At 70.2% G+C, this 17,825-nt stretch carries 13 protein-coding genes and 1 pseudogene; 9 read left to right on the top strand and 5 right to left on the bottom strand.

Going from position 1 to position 17,825, the window contains the following annotated elements; genetic code table 11:
- The first annotated feature begins 384 nt into the window (after nucleotides 1–384).
- Nucleotides 385–1,125, top strand: a complete 741-nt coding sequence (locus IG86_RS0132305; RefSeq protein ID WP_030901675.1) for a helix-turn-helix domain-containing protein — start codon at nucleotides 385–387, stop codon at nucleotides 1,123–1,125.
- A 2-nt stretch (nucleotides 1,126–1,127) separates the two neighbouring features.
- Nucleotides 1,128–1,601 carry an NUDIX domain-containing protein gene (locus IG86_RS0132300; RefSeq protein WP_030901673.1) on the top strand — a complete coding sequence of 158 codons (474 nt, stop codon included), beginning with the start codon at nucleotides 1,128–1,130 and terminating at the stop codon, nucleotides 1,599–1,601.
- Here the strand turns inward: IG86_RS0132300 and IG86_RS0132295 are convergent.
- The 3 genes from IG86_RS0132295 to IG86_RS0132285 form a co-directional block, all read right to left on the bottom strand.
- Nucleotides 1,594–2,157 (bottom strand): HD domain-containing protein, encoded by a 564-nt coding sequence (locus IG86_RS0132295; RefSeq protein WP_030901670.1) that lies wholly within the window; start codon nucleotides 2,155–2,157, stop codon nucleotides 1,594–1,596. The genes IG86_RS0132300 and IG86_RS0132295 overlap by 8 nt on opposite strands.
- 26 nt (nucleotides 2,158–2,183) lie before the next feature.
- Entirely contained in the window at nucleotides 2,184–2,621 is a 438-nt protein-coding gene (locus IG86_RS0132290; RefSeq protein ID WP_030901669.1) for a GntR family transcriptional regulator, read from the bottom strand.
- 468 nt (nucleotides 2,622–3,089) lie between these two features.
- A complete protein-coding gene (locus IG86_RS0132285; protein WP_157854949.1) occupies nucleotides 3,090–4,571 on the bottom strand; it encodes a DUF262 domain-containing protein in 1,482 nt (493 codons plus the stop codon).
- 300 nt (nucleotides 4,572–4,871) lie between these two features.
- Between IG86_RS0132285 and IG86_RS0132280 the strand changes: the two genes are divergently transcribed.
- From IG86_RS0132280 to IG86_RS0132255, 6 genes and pseudogenes are all read left to right on the top strand, one after another.
- Entirely contained in the window at nucleotides 4,872–6,173 is a 1,302-nt protein-coding gene (locus tag IG86_RS0132280; RefSeq protein WP_030901663.1) for a restriction endonuclease, read from the top strand.
- 134 nt (nucleotides 6,174–6,307) lie between these two features.
- Nucleotides 6,308–6,595: an Imm32 family immunity protein gene (locus tag IG86_RS0132275; protein ID WP_244306195.1), complete on the top strand. Its 288-nt coding sequence runs from the start codon at nucleotides 6,308–6,310 to the stop codon at nucleotides 6,593–6,595.
- Nucleotides 6,596–6,809: 214 nt separating this feature from the next.
- Nucleotides 6,810–6,896, top strand: a pseudogene (locus tag IG86_RS0132270) (glutamine synthetase); the annotation flags it as partial.
- Nucleotides 6,897–7,016: 120 nt separating this feature from the next.
- Entirely contained in the window at nucleotides 7,017–7,841 is an 825-nt protein-coding gene (locus tag IG86_RS0132265; RefSeq protein ID WP_030832370.1) for an arylamine N-acetyltransferase family protein, read from the top strand.
- Between the two features lie 136 nt (nucleotides 7,842–7,977).
- Complete coding sequence (locus tag IG86_RS0132260; RefSeq protein ID WP_234316227.1) at nucleotides 7,978–8,232, top strand: hypothetical protein; 255 nt, start codon at nucleotides 7,978–7,980, stop codon at nucleotides 8,230–8,232.
- Nucleotides 8,233–8,395: 163 nt separating this feature from the next.
- Nucleotides 8,396–9,061, top strand: coding sequence for a hypothetical protein (locus tag IG86_RS0132255; protein WP_037943402.1), 666 nt, complete (start codon nucleotides 8,396–8,398; stop codon nucleotides 9,059–9,061).
- A gap of 4 nt (nucleotides 9,062–9,065) precedes the next feature.
- On the opposite strand, the gene IG86_RS0132250 is transcribed toward IG86_RS0132255, so the two are convergent.
- Together IG86_RS0132250 and IG86_RS44775 are read right to left on the bottom strand one after the other, a co-directional pair.
- On the bottom strand, nucleotides 9,066–11,135 hold the full coding sequence (locus IG86_RS0132250) for a PIG-L family deacetylase (protein ID WP_030832363.1): 2,070 nt from the start codon (nucleotides 11,133–11,135) through the stop codon (nucleotides 9,066–9,068).
- 309 nt (nucleotides 11,136–11,444) lie between these two features.
- The gene (locus IG86_RS44775) at nucleotides 11,445–14,591 is read right to left on the bottom strand and encodes a PIG-L family deacetylase (protein ID WP_051785537.1); all 3,147 of its coding nucleotides are present in this window, start codon (nucleotides 14,589–14,591) and stop codon (nucleotides 11,445–11,447) included.
- Between the two features lie 191 nt (nucleotides 14,592–14,782).
- Between IG86_RS44775 and IG86_RS0132240 the strand changes: the two genes are divergently transcribed.
- Nucleotides 14,783–17,797, top strand: a complete 3,015-nt coding sequence (locus IG86_RS0132240; RefSeq protein WP_030901647.1) for a bifunctional [glutamine synthetase] adenylyltransferase/[glutamine synthetase]-adenylyl-L-tyrosine phosphorylase — start codon at nucleotides 14,783–14,785, stop codon at nucleotides 17,795–17,797.
- The last annotated feature ends 28 nt before the right edge of the window (nucleotides 17,798–17,825 follow it).

Here is a 17,825-nt window from a genome sequence, read left to right as displayed (position 1 = left end):
GCTCGCGGTCACCGGGCCACCTCGCCAGTCGGGCCGAAGCCCTGTCCCCTGGCCTTTAGCGGGATTGCAGCGTCCCCGCCCTCAGCTGTGAGCCCACGCAGTTCCGGGCCCCTTGCCTTGCGCACACAGCTCGTTGCAGGCATCCATGCAGGTCAGCGCGAAATAGCCGCCCTCGAAGCATGAGATACATGCTTGAACGTGTATCTCACAGTGGCGGTTCTGGTTGAGGCTGTCAAGCTCCGCGCCTCAGCCAGTCCGCCGTGCGATGTGTCATCAGAGTGCCGTCGAACGATGGGACGAAGTCACCGCGTCGCTGGACGACTTGGGACGTCCTCGATAGCGTTCTGACGGGCGAATGCGTCCCTAGACGTCCCTGGGGGTTGGATGGCGAACGAGCGGTTAAGGTCCGCGATGCTGACGCAAGGCGTCACGGCGGATTCCCTAGCGGAGCACCTTGGGGTCGATCCCAAGACAGTGGAGCGCTGGATCACCAAGGGGCGAGCACCGTACAGGCGACACCGCCTTGCCATCTCGGCCTTCCTGCGGGAAGACGAGGGATATCTCTGGCCGGACGGCCTGCCGGACGGGCAGCGTAAGGACGCTGCCGACGCCGAGGTTCTGAAGGTCTATCCGCATCGCTCTTACGTGCCGGCGGACCTATGGCTCCAGCTGTTCGGGCGGGCGGAACGCGAGATTGGTGTGCTGGTCCACGCTGGCGTCTTCCTCGCCGAGAATCCTCGCTGGGCCCAGTTGCTCAGGTTGAAAGCGGCTGGTGGCGTTCGGTCCCGCATCCTGCTCGGCGACCCGGAGAGCCCGGAGATCCGGCGCCGAGGCGAGGAGGAGGAAATCGGCGAGGGGGTGGCCTACAAGGTCCGCGAGGTAATGAAGCTCTATCGCCCCCTCTATTCGGTTCCGGGGATCGAGTTCCGTCTCCACCGGTCGACCCTGCACAACTCGCTCTACCGGTCGGATGACGAGTGGCTGGTGAACACGCAGGTGTACGGGGTGAGCGCACCCCTGACACCGGTTCTCCACCTGCGCAAGGTCGCCGGTGCTGAGCTGGTTTCCACGTATCAGCAGAGCTTCGAAAAGGTCTGGTCCGAAGCTGTCTCCGTCGAAAGGTGAGCATGAGTCGCCGCACTGACTACTTCAACGATCCCGACGCGCCGAAAGCCAACAGCATCGTGCCCGCGGTCACGGCGTTCGTCGTGAACGATGCGGGAGATGTGCTGCTGGAGCGGCGATCGGACAACGGCCGCTGGGGCATGCCGGGGGGCGTTCAGGAGGTCGGGGAGAACATCGCAGGAACGGTGGTCCGCGAGGTCCTGGAGGAAACCGGGATCCTGGTCGAGGTCGTCGGCCTGGTGGGCATCTTCACCGATCCCGGGCATGTCATCGCGTTCGCGGACGGCGAGGTGCGGCAAGAGTTCTCGCTCTGCTTCCGGGCCCGACCGGTCAGCGGTGAGATCAAGGTGAGTTCGGAATCCCTGGAGGTTCGGTGGATTCCGAGGGCCGAAATCGAGTCCCTCGACGTATCGCCCACTACCCGCCGGCGGATGGAGGAAGGCTTCCGCGACTCACCGATTCCCCGAATCAGCTGAGCTTGGACCGCTCTGTCGCGAAGCTGCGCTGACGCACCCGAGCAACACGGGCCAGCAGCTCCGGCCGCGCCGCGGACACGGCCCGGAACACGACGTGATCCGGGCCGTACCGGTCCAGAACCTCAGCCAACCGGTCCGCTGGATCCACGAGAGCGCCCACTGGGCTGCTGGTCAGATCGCAGTACGTGATCGCGTCCACCAGGTCAGGCTCTGCGGGGCCGAACTCCGCCAGTGCCTCGCTCAGTGCCAGTTCGGAGGCTTCCCAAGGGGAAGACGTATGGAAGGCCACGACACTGCACAGCCGGGGATCGGCACCCACCACGTCGCGTAGGTAGCGCGCCCCGTCGATCATGTGTTGCCCCGTGTCGACCGCAGCCTGCGCGTACCCGACGTCATGCGTAATGGCCGCCGCAGCTAGCAGCTCCGCATCCTCGCCCAGAGCCGGGGCCAGCATCAGGGCTTGCGAATAGACACGCTGCGAATGAGCCCACCGCTTTGGCAGACTCTCGGCGAGCAAGGACTCTGCGAGGTCGTGAGCCCACTTGGCCAAGTGCATGTCAGTGCCTTCCCAGCTGTCGAGGTTCAGGACGTCGGGCTCACGAACCGCCCGACTCCGTGCCTAGCTTGAATGTGTCCTGCGGCTTCCAGCTCGTGCACGGCGCGACGAACAGTGCCCCGCGCGACGCCGTAGGACTCGGAGAGTTCTGCCTCGCTTGGGAGACGAGCGCCGGCGGGCAGTTCGCCCGTCCGGATGCGGTCCAGCAGGTCCGTCATGATCCGCTTGTACGGCGCCACCTGTGTCCCACCGCCGACCTGGCGGCCGACCCCGGCGACGGTGGTCACGTCGCCGGCTTCCTCCAGAGTGCGAAGCGCGCGACGGACGGTCGTCCGGGCCACGCCGAACTCCCGCCCGATCTCCGCTTCGGACGGAAGGCCATCGGGGTATGCTCCCTCGGCGATTCTTGCCCGCAGAGCCTCAGAGATCGTCAAGTACGTCCCGCGAGGGCTGGGGTTCGTCACGCTTTCCTCCTTCTTCCGCCGCATGCGCGGTGGCGCCTGGTCGCATTCGCGCGCTCCAGCTTCGCACGTCACTGTTCAGAGGGAAGAACGCCGATTGTGGGCCCCTTCTTAGAGGCTTCCAGAGATCACGGTTGACCGCCCACAACGGTTGGGTTGATGGGCAGGAAGAAACACGACGCGACCAGGATGGGTCTGCGAGGTGCAGGGCAGGACGATGCCTCCGGTGGCGGGCTCAGGCTCCGGAATGGAGGAGCCATGGGCGACTGGGGGCAGCATCGTGGTGAAGGTAGGGCCCCCATCCCGCCTGCCGTCGACCCAGGCAGAGCGAGCAGATACGGGTCCTGGCGTCCTGTCGTTCGGGTCGGCGGCAGACGGGATAGGGAGCAGGGGTCAATTCTGGGCGGGACCGTGGGATCGAAAGCTAAGGTTCCACCGAATCGCTACCCGCTGGCCGGCGGGAACTCGCGCCTAGAGCACTTCTACGTCAAGCGCTTCAAGGTCGTCGGCAATAGCCCGAAGGAGCGCAGCCTGGACTAGAGGGAATCGTTCGGGAGCTAGCGCGCCAGGAGCCGTTTCCCCGGAGGCGTAGCGGGCAAAGGCTTCGCCGATTTTCCGCCGCTTACTGGCAACCGCTCCCGCCTTACCGTGGTCGACATCGTGCTGGAGGCCAGTGCGCAGGAGATTCACATCGATGAATGATGCAGGCGCGACATCGTTGGGGAGCCTACTCCCAGGACCCTCTCGCAGTGTGAAGTATAGATCTCCGATGAGCTTCGAATATGCCTCGAAGTTCTCGATTGGTTGGCGAATTGAAGTCATCGCGCCAAAGGTCCTATTTGTGGGCTTGAAGAAGTCGCTCCCATTTTTGGCGGAGTACTGATCGTTCTTGAGTGAGATGAGGTCGCTAATCCGCTTCCCCAGGTTATCGATCTCTTCACGCAGGGTCGTGGCCGATGTCTCCTGCAAGGACAGGATGTTCATCCATGACGGATCGGAGATCAGCAGCTTTCGCAACAGGATTTCATGCCGTTCCTTTGCGCCAGACTTGACGTTGGCGGAAAGTGTGCGCTGGTATTTAAGGTACGAGGTATCTGTCGCCTTCGTTCCCAGCTCGTTCTGCTTAGCCAGCTCCGTAATGAAGTCATTGCAAAACGCGTGGAGCTTCTGCTCGGTTCCCGTAGAATTCCCCCGGGCCACGATTACGGCTGCCAAGGTGATGAACGACTGAATTGTGCTTCTGTTGCGAAGCGAGGAACTCTTTTCGGGGAAGGCGCGGTTCAGGTAGTCGAGTGTGTTGAGAAGCCTCTTGGCTACTTCGGAGGTCTCCCCGAAGCTGCTCTGCGAATCAGAGAGGGCCTTAAGTTCGTCGTAGCGGAGGCTTACGTCGAATCCCTCAAGCTCAAGAGCGAGGGCCTTCAGTGACATGTCGAAGTAGGCTTTCCGCGTGTTGTTGCTCGCCACCTTTTTGGAGAAGAATTCATGGGTGGCCAACTTGCGCGCGAAACGCGTCAGATTGCTGTTTACCGAGTTGAGTCGCTCGGCGGCCGTAAGGCTCTTTCCAGCCTGGAGTCGCTGGAAGAATTCCTGGATGTCATTATCGGAAGCTTCGGTGATCTCGTCGTACTGGATCTCGAAATCATCGAAGTCGTCGGTGATGGTGTCGGGGAGGCCTGAGTAGGTGGAACCTCCGAAGCGCTTAGCGGAATCCTCCGAGAGTTGCAATTTGTCCTCGAAGAACTCCCAGATCGTAGCAAGACGCTGCTGCCCATCCACGACATCGAACTCATCGGGATCGCTAGACGTCTTGGCGAAGTAGAACTTCGGGAGCTTCCAGCCGTTCAGGATGGAGTCGATAAGCAGTCTCTTTTGCTGAGGCGACCACACCTCATCCCGCTGCCAGTCAGGGATGTCGTATCGGCCGCGGCGCTTAAATACCTTATCGAGCGCCATGCTGCGCGGCTCCATTTTCATTTACTCTCCCCGCCCTGAAGGTGCGTTCGCAACCTGCGCGACTGCTTGGTGGGGTGAATGGTAGTCATCCACGGAGCTGCTTGCAGGTAGTTGCTGAACCCAGCCTGGCTGCGTCTGTGTGCCGTGCGAGGGAACTCGGAGATGACCGAGAGGCACAGCAGCCCCCGCATCTATCCGCACGTATCACCGTCCGTAGCGACAGGCGCGGCCTCAGTGCGCTCTTGTCAGTGAGGGCCACTACCGTGTCGACGATCGTCATATCACTGCCAAGGGGGACACGTGGGTGGTCAGTTGCGTGTTGGTCAGGTCTTTCGGTACGCCACGGGGAAGGACCCGAAGCCAGCGGAGCTGGAGGGATACCCCAACTTCCACCACGTGACCCACTCACCCAACCTGCCACGGGCTCTGCTGGAGGCCGGCATCAACGGCATGGCGAAGGTTCGTGCTCCTGATGGAGAGAGGCGACCTGTGATCCTTGTGCGGTCAAGCCCCTGGAAGGCCGGTACCGAGCAGACGCCCTGGCACGACGTGTTTGACATGGACAACGGGCACGTCCGCTACTTCGGCGATCAAAAGGCCACCACCACAGTCGAGCCGGGTAGGACCATCGGGAACGCCGCCCTGCTCGATGCTTTCGCAGGACACCAGGGGCACACCCCTGAGGAACGAGCTGGCGCTGTCCCCCTGCTGCTGTTCCGGGCAGTGTCGCGCAGCGGGAAGGTCAAGGGGCACGTCGAGTTCTGCGGGCTGGGCATCATCGAGCGTGCCGAACGCCTGGTGCAGTGGGGTGGCAGTGACCACACCACGTTCACCAACTACGTGTACGACATCGCCCTGCTCGACCTCACCGACGAGGACGACAAGGTCTCTTGGGAGTGGATCCACTCCCGCCGGGACAAAGATCTGAGCGACGCCAAGGCGCTCGAACTGGCTCCACGAGCATGGCGGGAGTGGGTCAAGAATGGTAGCTCGGAGCTTCCGCGACTCCGCCGGCGGGTTGCTCGGGCCAAGGTGACCAAGGTGCCCGAGCAGCGGCCGAAGCCGGGTACTGCCGAAGCCAAGGATCTGGAGCTGATCTATAAATACTTCGACGGGCGCAAGCATGATTTTGAGGCTGTTGCCTCCGCGGTCGCCGCGCGCGTTCTGCGGGGTGCAGGGAACAGTTATCTCGAAGGGTGGCTGACCCAGCGGTCTGGTGATGGAGGGGCTGACTTCGTCGGAAGGCTCGACATCGGCAGTGGACTGGCTGGCACGAGCCTCGTTGTCCTTGGTCAGGCGAAGTGCGTCCGTCTCGACCACGTCGTGTCTGCCGACCAAATCGCTCGTGTCGTGGCCCGCCTCCGGCGCGGCTGGATCGGCGTCTACGTCACGACCGGGGCCTACTCCGTACCGGCGCAGACCGAGATGGTTGAGGATCAGTACCCGATCGTTCTGGTCAACGGGCTGGACTTGGCGCGAGAGCTGAGGAGCATGGCCCGTGACGGTCACGGTGGCGACCTTGAAGCCTGCATCGTGCACATACTGCGTGTCCGTGAAACCTCGGTCACCAACCGCCGGCCAGAGGAGATCCTGCTGGAGTAGGTGCCGATGCGGCGCGCGGCCTGTCCGTGGACTGGGGAGCCCATCCAGGCCATCGCAAAGCCGCTCAACTGCTGCTATGCCGTGAGCGTACGGGGCTTCTGGAGCCGTGTCTGGGAAGCAGCATGATGTCTGGCATGACCTTCGAACCTAGCGTGCCAATCGAGAGCACTCACGTCAGGGCCCTGACCGACGGTGTAGCGCAGGTCTTCACGTGGGAGGAGGATGCGCGGATCGAGGTACGGAACCTAGGCAGCGAGATCGTCATCGAGGCGAACGCCGCTGGGCTCAGGACGCTGGCCGGCCATCTGCTCGTGTTGGCCAAAGACGGCGTTCCCGATGGAAGCCATCTCCACCTTGAGGACAGCAACGGTCTGGAAGACGGGTCCGTTGGCTTGGTTCTGGAGCGCAGCGACGCCGAGTGATGCGGGGCGCGTGCCCTGGCGTGCTGTGATCGGCAGGCTGTCTTGTCACCTGAAATCCGCCGACGAGGCGGTTGATCCCGGGCCGTCCCCGGGCCGTCCCCGGGCCGTCGAGAGGCGGCCCGGGGCCACCACCAACGACCAACAGCGGACAGCTTGACCCTGGTCCGCGGGGAGCCGGAGGCCGACCTCGCAGGTGGCCAATGCGCCGTATGACTTCCTGCGCAACAAGAAGCAGGAGTGGGAGGAATACCGCTCGGAGGTCACGGCCTTCGAACTCCGCAAGAACCTCCCGGTGCTGTAGGGGCAGGGCATCCGATGCTCCGGGCCGGTGGTCGTCGACCGCCGGCCCGGAGTCGTTCGGGGCGGGGCCTAGGTCCAATGGCGCATGGTGTCGGGGCCGTGGGGTGGGGAGAGTGGGGGCATGGAGCCTCTCGACGACGTCCGGACCGATGCCTACCTGCGGCGACTGGGGGTGGCGCGGCCCGCGCGGGCGACGGCCGCATCGCTGCGCGAGCTGCACCTGCGCCATCTGCGCACCGTGCCGTTCGAGAACCTGGCGATCCACCTCGGCGAGGACATCGCGCTCACCCCGGACGCCGTGTTCGACAAGCTCGTGACCGGCGGGCGTGGTGGCATCTGCTACGAACTGAACGCCGGGTTCGCCCGGTTGCTGGGCACCCTCGGGTACCGGGTGGAGCTCCTCCAGGCGCGGGTGTACGGCAAGGACGGTGTGCCGGGCATTCCGTACGACCACCTCGCGCTGCGCGTCGACGGGCGCTGGCTCGCCGACGTGGGCTTCGGCGAGCACAGTGTGCACCCGCTCGACCTGGACGATCCGGGCGAGCAGAAGGACCCCGGCGGGGTGTTCCTCGTCAGGGCGGCGGCCGGGGACGCTGCGGCGGGGGATCTCGACGTGCTGCGCGACGGCGTGCCCGCGTACCGGCTGGAGGCGCGCCCCCGGGTGCTCGCCGACTTCCGGACCGGCGCCTGGTGGCACGGCACCAGCCCGGAGTCCGGTTTCACCAGGGGCCCGGTCTGTTCCCGGCTCACCGAGGACGGCGGCCGGATCACCCTGCGGGACCGCACCCTCATCAGCACCTCCGCGGACGGCGAGCGCACGGAGGAGGAGCTGGCCACCGACGAGGAGGTACGGGCCGCCTACCGCGCCGAGTTCGGCATCGCGCTCGACCGGCTGCCGGTGGCGCTCCACCCCCGGCCCCAGGGGGCGCACAAGGGGGGCGCGTAGGGGGCGCGAATTGTCGAAACGATAAAGCCGCAGGCATTGGAGTGAACTGCCGTTCCCGGCGGTGCCCCCAGGCGTTGGACCGGCCGACGCGCACATCGACCAGCGCGTCGTCGTTCCACAGATCCTTAGGGGAGTCATGCGTATTCGTTCTGCTGTCACCGCGTCCGTCCTGGCCGCCGGCATCCTGCTGGGCGGGGCCGGTGCCGCTCTGGCCAACGACGGGGTCGACATCGACTACTTCTCCGGCGGTCGCGCGGGCTTCTCGTCGAACTGCTCCTCGCTCGCCGCGGTGCCCGCCACCAAGCCCGGCTTCACGGGCCCGGTCTACACCTCCAGCTGCGTCACGGACGGCGAGCACGAGTGGGCGAAGGGCAACCACCTGGGTGCCTGATCCGGCGGCCCGTGGCGCGGGGGCGGCCCGACGGAGACGTCGGCCGCCCCCGCGGCGTGCCCAGACCTTGGGGAGAACTTTGCCCGGTACGTCGCATACGATCCGCCCGGCGCGTGCAGGCGAACGGGTGGAAGCCGTACCGCGCAGCCCCGAGGACCCGTGCATGGCCGTACACACCGTTCGTCCGCTCACCCGGGCGATCCCCGCCCCCGAGCACGTCTGGTACGCCTCCTACGGCTCCAACATGCACATGGACCGCCTCGCCGCGTACATCGCCGGCGGCACCCCGCCGGGGGCGACGCACGCCCACCCGGGCTGCCGCGACCGGCGGGCGCCCGAGCGCTCGGTCCCGGTCGAGCTCGACGGCCGGCTGTACTTCGCCACCGAGTCCCTGGTGTGGACCGGCGGACGCGGCTACTACGACCCCACCGCCCCCGGCCGGCTCCGCGGGCGGGCCCACCTGGTGACCACCGGCCAGCTGTCCGACATCGCCGCGCAGGAGATGGCCCGGGAACCGTGCGCGGACCTCGACCTCACGACCGTCCTGCGGGACGGCCGCCACGCCCTCGGCCCCGGCCGCTACGAGACCCTCGTCTGCCCGGGCACGATCGACGGGATCCCCGTGGTGACCTTCACCGCGCCGTGGACCCTCCGCGACGTCGAACTGCGCACCCCGTCCGCCGCGTACCTGCGCCACCTGGCCACCGGCCTCCTGGACTCCGGCCCCTGGACGCGACAGGACACCGCCGAATACCTCTCCACCTGCCCCGGCGCCGCCGGCACCTGGACCCCCGACCGCATCCACGCCCTCCTGCCGGCCGCCAGCTAGGCCGTCAGCGGGTCGCGCGGTGCCAGGTGGGGCGGGTGGGGGTGGCGGGGGTGGTGGAGGTGTGGAGTTCGGCGTCCAGGCCGAGGACCGTCGTGGTGGTGGTGCCGTCGGGTTCCCGGACGGCTGCCGGGGCGCCCGCGAAGAGCATGCGGGATTCCGCCCAGGCCGGCGGGCCGCCGAGGCCCGAAGTGCTGACCGTGCCGCTGTCCGCGCGGCCCGCCACGTGGCGGCCCGCCGCGCCGACCGCGCCGTAGCCGGCCCGGCCGCCCGCCTCCGTGACGCTGGACACCTGCGGCCTGGTCGCGGGCCCCGCCGTGACCACGGCGGTACGCACCACACCCGAGTCGGGCCGCCGGAAGTACAGGCGGACGCCCGCGCCGTCCGGGGACGCCGTCAGCGGGACCGTCGTGGCCGGCAGGCCCGTCGGGGAGGGCCCGCGCAGCGGGCCGTCCGGGCCGGCCTGGGTCCAGGCCAGCACCGATGTCGTGGTCGTCGCGTACACGTGCCGCCGCCCGGCGGAGTCGACCGCCGTGACCGGGTCGCTCTGCAGGTCCTCGCCGCCCAGTCGCTGCCAGGGCGAGAAACCGCCGTCCGGCTGCTGGGCGGTGGCGCGCAGCGTGCGCCGCGAGTCGCGGAGGTAGACCGTGAGCAGGCCCCGTCCGTCCACGCCGACCGCGGGCGCGCTGATCGCCGAGGTGCCGTCGTCGTCGCCCTTCTCGGGGGTGCCGAGCGACTGCCACGCGCCGAACGGCCCGTCGGGCGCGACCTGGACGGCGTACACGACCTCGCGCCGGTAGTCCGAGGGGGCGGGGCCGAGGACGGTACGGGTGGCGAGGACGGCGACGCGGCCGTCGGGCAGCCGGGCGGCGGTCGCGCCCGGGTCGATGCCCGTGCCCGCGAGGAAGACCGGCTTCTCCCAGACGCCGCCCGCGCCGCGCGTCCAGTACGCCATGCGGCCGTCCAGCACCGTGAACGCCCAGAGCCGGCCGGGGGTCCCCTCCGTCAGCCAGGACGCGTTGTCGGCGCGGGTGTAGCGCAGCGACTGGGCCCAGTTGCGCCCGGTCGGGTTGCCCGCGACCTTGCGGTCGCCGCAGCCCGAGGGGCTGCCGCAGTAGTCCTGGTGGTCCTGCCAGGCGTAGGTCCGCAGGTAGCCGGTCTTCGTCTCGGCCGTCTGCGGGTCCAGCGAGTGCGGGAGCGTGCTGTTGTGGTAGCCGAGGTAGCTCTGCACCGAGAAGTGCGGCCGCCGCTGCACCTGTTGGGCGTAGGCGGCGGTGGCGGCCTGCACGAAGCGGGCGCCGTACATGTGGTCCTGGTGGTCGGTGTAGCGGCCGTTCTCCCCGTACCGGCCGGGCGTCGGGTCCTGCATCCGTACCGTCGTGGGCCGGTACTGCTCCAGGACCCCGGCTATCGCCTGTACCAGCTGGTCCTTCGTGTACGAGAAGCCCTGCTTGACCGGGGTCCCGGTGGTCAGCTGGGACTCCAGCGCGGGTATCCGGCCGTTCCACAGGCCGCGCAGGCTCTCGGGGGTGTCCTCGCCGGTGGTGCGGGCCTCGCGCAGCATCAGCCACACCAGGTTGACCTGCGGCTTCGCTATGAGGACGTCGACCTCGGCGCGGCCACCGCCGGCGGTGGGCACGACCGTACGCCGCCACGCGCTGGTGCGGTCGCCGGTGGCCATCTGGGCGTAGGCGGAGCGTATGCCGTTCTGCCGGGCCTCCGCGTAGTGGGCGCGGTCGGCGGGCTGTTCGGGGTCCTTGGCGGCGTTGCCGTGCGCCTCGTTGCGGCCGTCGGACTCGCCGGACGTGAGGTAGGCGGTGGTGACCTGGGTGCCGGAGCTCAGGGAGCGGCTGAGGTCGGGGTTCATGAAGAACAGGTCGTCGTCGGGGTGCGCGACGACCTGGACGACCGACCCGGAGGTGACGCTCGCGGGCTGGACGACGGTCGGGTTCTTCTCCTGGGCGGCCCCGGCGGCGGTCTGCTGGCCGGAAGCCACGGAGAGTACGGAGAGCACGCCGGTGGTGCCGGCTGTCAGCACGGTGAGCAGGGCCGCGAAGCGGCGGCGGGTCACGGGCATCGGGCACGCCTTGGGTTCGTTCCGGGCAGGAGAAAACGCTGAGCAGTCAGAGAGAGGCGGAATCGGCGAACTTGGTTCACCGAAGCGGCCGATGACTCCTGCTTTCCGGAAAAGACCGGGTAAGTGCCGCCAAAGTGGAGGCAATTCGTCCGCCCCGGGCGTGGCGCGGGTGCGGGGTGCTATGGCGCGCCGCTACGGAAATCCCGCCCCGCTCCAGAAAATCCCGCCCCGCTACGGAGCCGTGTTGCCGAGCCGCGCGACGGAGCCGCGCTACGGAGCCGCGCTACGGAGCAGCGCTACGGAGCCGCGCTACGGAGCCGCGTTGCGCGGGCCCACCGGCTGCCACGGCGCCAGGTACGCGTCCGGGGCGTCCGCCGACGAGGTCACGTACAGCCGGGCGTCGAGCCCCACCACCGCCAGGCTGACCATGTTCTTCCCGGTCATCGTCGACGAGGGCGCACCGACGAACATCAGCGGTGACCGCCCCCACGGCCGTCCCGGCCCGACTTCCGAGCCCAGCTGTCCGCCCGCCGCGCGGCCCGCCAGCACGTGCCCGCTCGCCGTCACCGAGCCGAAGCCGTTCAGCCCGCCGAGGTCGGTCATGTGGTTGACCTTCAGCCCGCCGTCGGCCGTCATCAGGGCCGTACGCACGTTGCCCGAGCCGGGCTTGCGGAACCACAGCCGTACCCCGCCCTCGCGCCCCTCCGCCGTCAGCGGGAGCGTGGTGTCGGGCAGCCCGGTGGCCGTGACCCGGCCCAGCGGGGCGCCCGGCTTCGGCTGCGCCCAGCCGACGACCGACTTCGACGTCGCGGACAGCACCATGCGCCGCCCCGCGCCGTCGGTCGCGGTGACCGGCGCGCCGTGCAGGTCCTCGCCGCCGTGCTTCTCCCAGGGACCCCAGCCGCCGTCGGCCTGCTGCACCCGGCCGCGCAGGCCGTACGCGCCGTCGCGGACGTACGCCGCCAGCTGGCCGGTGCCGTCGACCGAGACGGCCGGTGCGCTGATGTCGGAGGTCCACGTCTCGTCCGCGGTCTCGGGGGTGCCGAGCGACTGCCATTCCCCGAACCCGTCCGTCCCGGGGCCCTTCTGGACCGCGTAGACGACCTCGCGCTCGTAGTCGGCGGGCCGCGCCCCGAAGGAGGTACGGGTGCTGAACACCGCGATGCGGCCGTCCTTCAGCGTCACGGCGGAGGCACCGGGGTCCATTCCGGTGCCGGGCAGCAGGTCAGGGCCCCGCCAGGCGCCGACCGGGCCGGGCCGGTGCCAGACGGCGATCTGGCCGTCGAGCACCTTGAAGGCCCACAGGCCGTGGTCCTTGTCGGAGGTCAGCCAGTTCGTACCGGTGCCGCGGGCGTAGTTGATGGAGTCGGTCCAGCGGTTGCCCGCCGGGTGGTCGGAGACCTTGAGGTCGCCGCAGCCGGCGTCGCTGCCGCAGTGGTTCTGCCGGTCGAGCCAGGCGTAGGTGTCGAGGCTGTCCAGCTTCTCCTTCGCCTCCTTCGGGTCCAGTGCGCTGGGGAGGGAGCCGTTGAAGTAGCCGACGTAGTTCTGCACCGCGAAGTGCGGGCGGTCCTTGACGTCCTTCGCGTAGGCGGCCGTGGCCATCTGCACGAAGCGGGCGCCGTAGAAGTGGTCCTGGTGGTCGGTGTACTGCTTGGTGTCCGGGTAGCGGCCGGGGGTCGGGTCCTGGAAGCGGACGGTGGTCGGCGTGTACTGCTCCAGGACGCCGACGAGGGTCTGGACGACCTGGTCCTTCGAGTACGCGAACCGCTGCTTGACCGGGGTGCCGGAGGAGAGCATCGACTCCAGGCGGGCGACCTTGCCGTCCCAGAGCCCGTGCAGGCTGTCGGGTACGTCGGCGTAGCCGTGGCCGGCTTCGCGCAGTTGCAGCCAGACCAGGTTGACCTTGGGGTTGGCGACGAGGACGTCGACCTCGGCGTGGCCGCCGCCCTTCGTCGGGACGACGGTGCGCTTCCAGGCGCTGCTGCGGTCGCCGGTGGCCATCTTGGCGTAGGCGGCGCGGATGCCGTTCTGGCGGGCCTCGGCGTAGGCGGGCTTGTTGGGTGCGGTGGTCGCGCCCTTGGCGGGGGTGGCGTTGACGCCGTCGGCCTCGCCCGCGGTGAGGTAGACGGAGGTCACGGGGTGGCCGGCGGATATGGAGTAACGCAGGTCCGGATTCATGAAGTACAGGTCGTCGTCGGGGTGCGCGACGATCTGGACCACGCGGCCGGGGTCGGGCACGGCGCCGGCTCCGACGGCCACGGCTGCGCTGCCCGGGCCGCCGCCGCCCGGGTGTGCGGGGGAGCCGCCCAGGCCTTCGACGGCTGCGCCGGCCCGGAGTACGAGCATCCCGGCGGCGGCGACGGCCGCGCAGAGGGCGACGCCCTTGACGAGGCCGGCCCACCGGTGGTTCCGCTGCGGCCCCTGCCCGCCGCCGCGCCGCGGTCGCGCCCCGGCCGCTGGTACGGCCCCGTCGGGAGCCGCCCCGCCCTTGCGGGCCATCCGCGCGGCCTTGCGCCCCTGCGGTGTTGCCCCGCCGGCCGGGCGCGTGGCCGAATCCCGGGCGGCGGTGGATGCGCCGGTGGGGCCGTCCGGGCCCCCGGCCTCGCGGGCGAGTCGCGCGGCCTTGCGGCCCAGTGGCGTTGCCTCGCCGGTGCGGCCGTCGGCCGCGCCCCGGGTGGCGGTCGATGCGCCTGGGGCGCGGTCCGGGACTCCGCCCTTGCGGGCGAGGCGCGCGGCCTTGCGGCCCTGCGGCGTTGCCCCGCCGGTGCGACCGTCGGTTGCGCCAGGGGCAGCGGTGGATGCGTCGGGGGTTCCGGCTCTGCGGGCGAGCCGCGCGGCCTTGCGGCCGTCGGCCGCGTCAGGGGCCGCGGTGGATGGGTCCGTGGGGCCGGCCGGGGCGTCCGCCTCGCGGTCGTGGTTCCGGGCAGGGGCGGGCCGGACCGCGGATTCGGCCTCGGCCGGGTGGAGGTGTTCCGGGGACCCGGGGTGCCCCGGGTGCCGAAAGCCGTGGGCCGGCTCCGACTGCCGGGGCGAGTGCGCCTGTGCCTGCTGCGGCACGAAGGGGGCGGGCGGCCCCGCGGCCTCGGGTTCGCCGAGAGCGCGGGCGGGGTCGGCGTCAGCCGTGTGCCGGAACTCGTAGGCCTGCTGCGGCACGACGGGGGCGTACTGCTCGGGCGGCCAGCCGTTCCAGCCCTGCTGCGGGGCATGGTGAAACTCACGTACGGGCTCGGGGTGTTGGTGCTGGTGGGGCAGGTGCGCCTGGTGGTACTGCTGGGGCTGCTGGTTCCCCGCGTACTGCCCGTACGGCCCGTACTGCCCGTACGCATCGGGCTGCGCGTACGCATCGGGCTGCCTGTACTGCCCGTACTGCCCGTACAGGTACGTCGGGTCAGCGCCCGGCCCGGGGCCCGGCGCTCCGCCCGCCGGGGGGCCGGGGCGGGGGTGTCCGTCGGACATGGGGCTCCTCGTGGCCGGTCGGCGGGGAGCGGGCCCCATCACGCGATAAGTATTCAGATAATCCGATAATCCACGCCATGGTACGTCCCGGTGAGTCGAACGCCTGCTCCGGCTAGGCTCGACCCAGGCAGGTCAGGGCAGTGCAACGCAGAGCCAAGGCAGTGGCAGCGACGACCGCGGGAGGCGGCGGGATGACGGTCCCGGGACGCAGGAGCAGCACCTTCATCCGGCTGCTCCGCAGCGGTTTCACCGACCCCTCCGCAGCCGCCCGGCTGCTCGACTCCGAGGCGCTCGCCGCCGTCCGCGCCGATCCCGTGCTGCTCGACGCCCTCGGGGCGACCGCCGATCCCGACCTGGCCCTGCGCGGGCTGGTCCGGCTCGCCGAGGCGCAGCCCGACGGCGAGCTGCCCGGGCTCCTCGACACCCTCGTCAGCGCCAAACCCCTCCGCGACCGCCTCCTCGGCGTACTCGGCGCCTCCGAGGCCCTCGGCGACCACCTCGCCCGCCACCCCCGCGACTGGATCGACCTCGTCACGTACGAGGCCGCCGACCTGCACCCCGGACTCCCCGAGTTCGAGCGCGGCCTCGCGGACGCCCACGACCCCGTCGCCCTGCGCGTCGCCTACCGCCGCTGCCTGCTCTCCATCGCGGCCCGCGACGTCTGCGGCACCATCGACGTCGCCCAGACCGCCGCCGAGCTGGCCGACCTCGCCACCGCCACCCTCCGCGCGGCCCTGCGGATCGCCACCGCCGCCGCCCCCGAGGACGCGGCGCTCTGCCGCCTCGCCGTCATCGCGATGGGCAAGTGCGGCGGCAACGAGCTCAACTACGTCTCCGACGTCGACGTGATCTTCGTCGGGGACGCGGCCACCACCGCCAACGGGGCCGGCGGGGCCGGCGGCGCGGACGAGGGCAAGGCGCTCCAGGCCGCCACCCGCCTCGCCTCGCACCTGATGCGGATCTGCTCCGAGACCACCGTCGAGGGCACCATCTGGCCCGTCGACGCCAACCTCCGCCCCGAGGGCCGCAACGGACCCCTCGTCCGCACCCTCGCCTCCCACCTGGCCTACTACCAGCGCTGGGCCAAGACCTGGGAGTTCCAGGCGCTCCTCAAGGCCCGCGCCGTCGCCGGCGACGAAGCCCTGGGCGCCGACTACATCGACGCCATAACGCCCCTGGTCTGGCAGGCGGCCGAACGCGAGAACTTCGTCCCCGACGTCCAGAAGATGCGCCGCCGCGTCGTCGACAACATCCCCGCCGCGCAGGTCGACCGCGAACTCAAGCTCGGCCCCGGCGGCCTGCGCGACGTCGAGTTCGCCGTCCAGCTCCTCCAGCTCGTCCACGGCCGCAGCGACGCCACCCTGCACTCCGGCACCACCCTCGACGCCCTCCACGCGCTCGCCGCCGGCGGGTACGTGGGCCGCGCCGACGCCGCCCAGCTGCACGACGCGTACCGCTTCCTGCGCGCCATGGAGCACCGCATCCAGCTCTACCGGCTGCGCCGCACCCACCTCGTCCCCGAGGACGAGAACGACCTGCGCCGCCTGGGCCGCTCCATGGGCCTGCGCACCGAACCGGTCGCCGAGCTCAACAAGGCCTGGCGCCGGCACGCCTCCGTGGTCCGGCGGCTGCACGAGAAGCTCTTCTACCGGCCGCTGCTCGACGCCGTCGCCCAGCTCACCCCCGGCGAGACCCGGCTCTCCCCGCGCGCCGCCGGCCAGCGCCTCGAAGCCCTCGGCTACGCCGACCCGGCCTCCGCCCTGCGCCACCTCGAAGCCCTCGCCTCCGGCGTCACCCGCAAGGCCGCCATCCAGCGCACCCTGCTGCCGGTGATGCTGGGCTGGTTCGCCGACTCCGCCGACCCGGACGCCGGCCTGCTGAACTTCCGCAAGGTCTCCGACGCCCTCGGCAAGACCCCCTGGTACCTGCGCCTGCTGCGCGACGAGGGCGCCGCCGCCGAGAACCTCGCCCGGGTACTGTCCGCCGGCCGCCTCGCCCCCGACCTGCTGATGCGGGCCCCGGAGGCGGTGGCCCTGCTCGGCGACCCCGAGGGCCTGGCGCCGCGTACGTACGAGGCCCTCGTCCAGGAGGTCCTCGCCGCCGTCGGCCGCGCCGAGAACCCGGAGACCGCCGTCGCCGCCGCCCGCGGGGTACGCCGCCGCGAGCTGTTCCGCACCGCCGCCGCCGACATCATCGGCTCCTACGGTACGGAGGACAGCCCGGCCGAGGAGGACCACGGAGCCCTGGTCGACCGGGTCGGCGGGGCCGTCTCCGACCTCACCGCCGCGACCATCGCGGGCGCCCTGCGCGCCGCCGTGCAGGCGCACTTCGGCGACACCCTGCCCACCCGCTTCGCCGTCATCGGCGTCGGCCGCTTCGGCGGCCACGAACTCGGCTACGGATCCGACGCCGACGTCCTCTTCGTCCACGAACCCCGCGAGGGCGTCGACGAGCAGGAGGCCGCCAAGGCCGCCCAGACCGTCATCGCCGAGATGCGCAGGCTGCTCCAGCTGCCCACCGCGGACCCGCCGCTGCTCATCGACGCCGACCTGCGCCCCGAGGGCCGCTCCGGCCCGCTGGTGCGCACCCTGGCCTCCTACGCCGCCTACTACCGGCGCTGGTCGCTGACCTGGGAGAGCCAGGCGCTGCTACGGGCCGAGCCGGTGGCGGGCGAGGAGGAGCTGGGCCGCCGCTTCATCGAGCTGATCGACCCGCTGCGCTACCCGGCGGAGGGCCTCGGCGAGGACGCGGTACGCGAGATCCGCCGGCTGAAGGCACGGATGGAGTCGGAGCGGATGCCGCGCGGCGCCGACCCGACCCTGCACACCAAGCTGGGTCGCGGCGGTCTCAGCGACGTCGAGTGGACCGTGCAGCTGATGCAGATGCGGCACGCCTGGGCCGAACCGGGCCTGCGGACCACCCGGACCCGCGAGGCCCTCGCGGCCACCCACGCGGCCGGGCTGATCCCGACCGACGAGGCGCAGATCCTGGACGAGGCCTGGGTACTGGCGACCAGGGTCCGCAACGCCGTGATGCTGGTGCGGGGCCGCGCCGGGGACACCTTCCCCTCCGAGGCCCGCGAGCTGGCGGCGGTGGGCCGCTACCTCGGCTACGCCGAAGGCACGGTCGGCGAGCTGCTGGACGACTACCGCCGCATCACGCGCCGCGCCCGCGCGGTGGTCGAGGAACTCTTCTACGGGGGCTGAACCCGCAGCGGCGGAGCGCGGACCCGTG

This window comes from Streptomyces virginiae (genome assembly GCF_000720455.1).
Taxonomy (GTDB): Bacteria; Actinomycetota; Actinomycetes; order Streptomycetales; family Streptomycetaceae; genus Streptomyces; species Streptomyces virginiae.
This window is presented reverse-complemented; position numbering and strand designations above follow the sequence as displayed.

Excerpts from the sequence above, each read along its gene's own strand:
- IG86_RS0132240 (WP_030901647.1), top strand. The coding sequence starts at position 14,783 with ATGACGGTCCCGGGACGCAGGAGCAGCACCTTCATCCGGCTGCTCCGC.
- IG86_RS44775 (WP_051785537.1), bottom strand. The coding sequence starts at position 14,591 with ATGTCCGACGGACACCCCCGCCCCGGCCCCCCGGCGGGCGGAGCGCCG.
- IG86_RS0132300 (WP_030901673.1), top strand. The coding sequence starts at position 1,128 with ATGAGTCGCCGCACTGACTACTTCAACGATCCCGACGCGCCGAAAGCC.
- IG86_RS0132285 (WP_157854949.1), bottom strand. The coding sequence starts at position 4,571 with ATGGCGCTCGATAAGGTATTTAAGCGCCGCGGCCGATACGACATCCCT.
- IG86_RS0132305 (WP_030901675.1), top strand. The coding sequence starts at position 385 with ATGGCGAACGAGCGGTTAAGGTCCGCGATGCTGACGCAAGGCGTCACG.
- IG86_RS0132265 (WP_030832370.1), top strand. The coding sequence starts at position 7,017 with ATGGAGCCTCTCGACGACGTCCGGACCGATGCCTACCTGCGGCGACTG.
- IG86_RS0132260 (WP_234316227.1), top strand. The coding sequence starts at position 7,978 with ATGCGTATTCGTTCTGCTGTCACCGCGTCCGTCCTGGCCGCCGGCATC.
- IG86_RS0132250 (WP_030832363.1), bottom strand. The coding sequence starts at position 11,135 with ATGCCCGTGACCCGCCGCCGCTTCGCGGCCCTGCTCACCGTGCTGACA.
- IG86_RS0132295 (WP_030901670.1), bottom strand. The coding sequence starts at position 2,157 with ATGCACTTGGCCAAGTGGGCTCACGACCTCGCAGAGTCCTTGCTCGCC.
- IG86_RS0132275 (WP_244306195.1), top strand. The coding sequence starts at position 6,308 with ATGACCTTCGAACCTAGCGTGCCAATCGAGAGCACTCACGTCAGGGCC.
- IG86_RS0132255 (WP_037943402.1), top strand. The coding sequence starts at position 8,396 with ATGGCCGTACACACCGTTCGTCCGCTCACCCGGGCGATCCCCGCCCCC.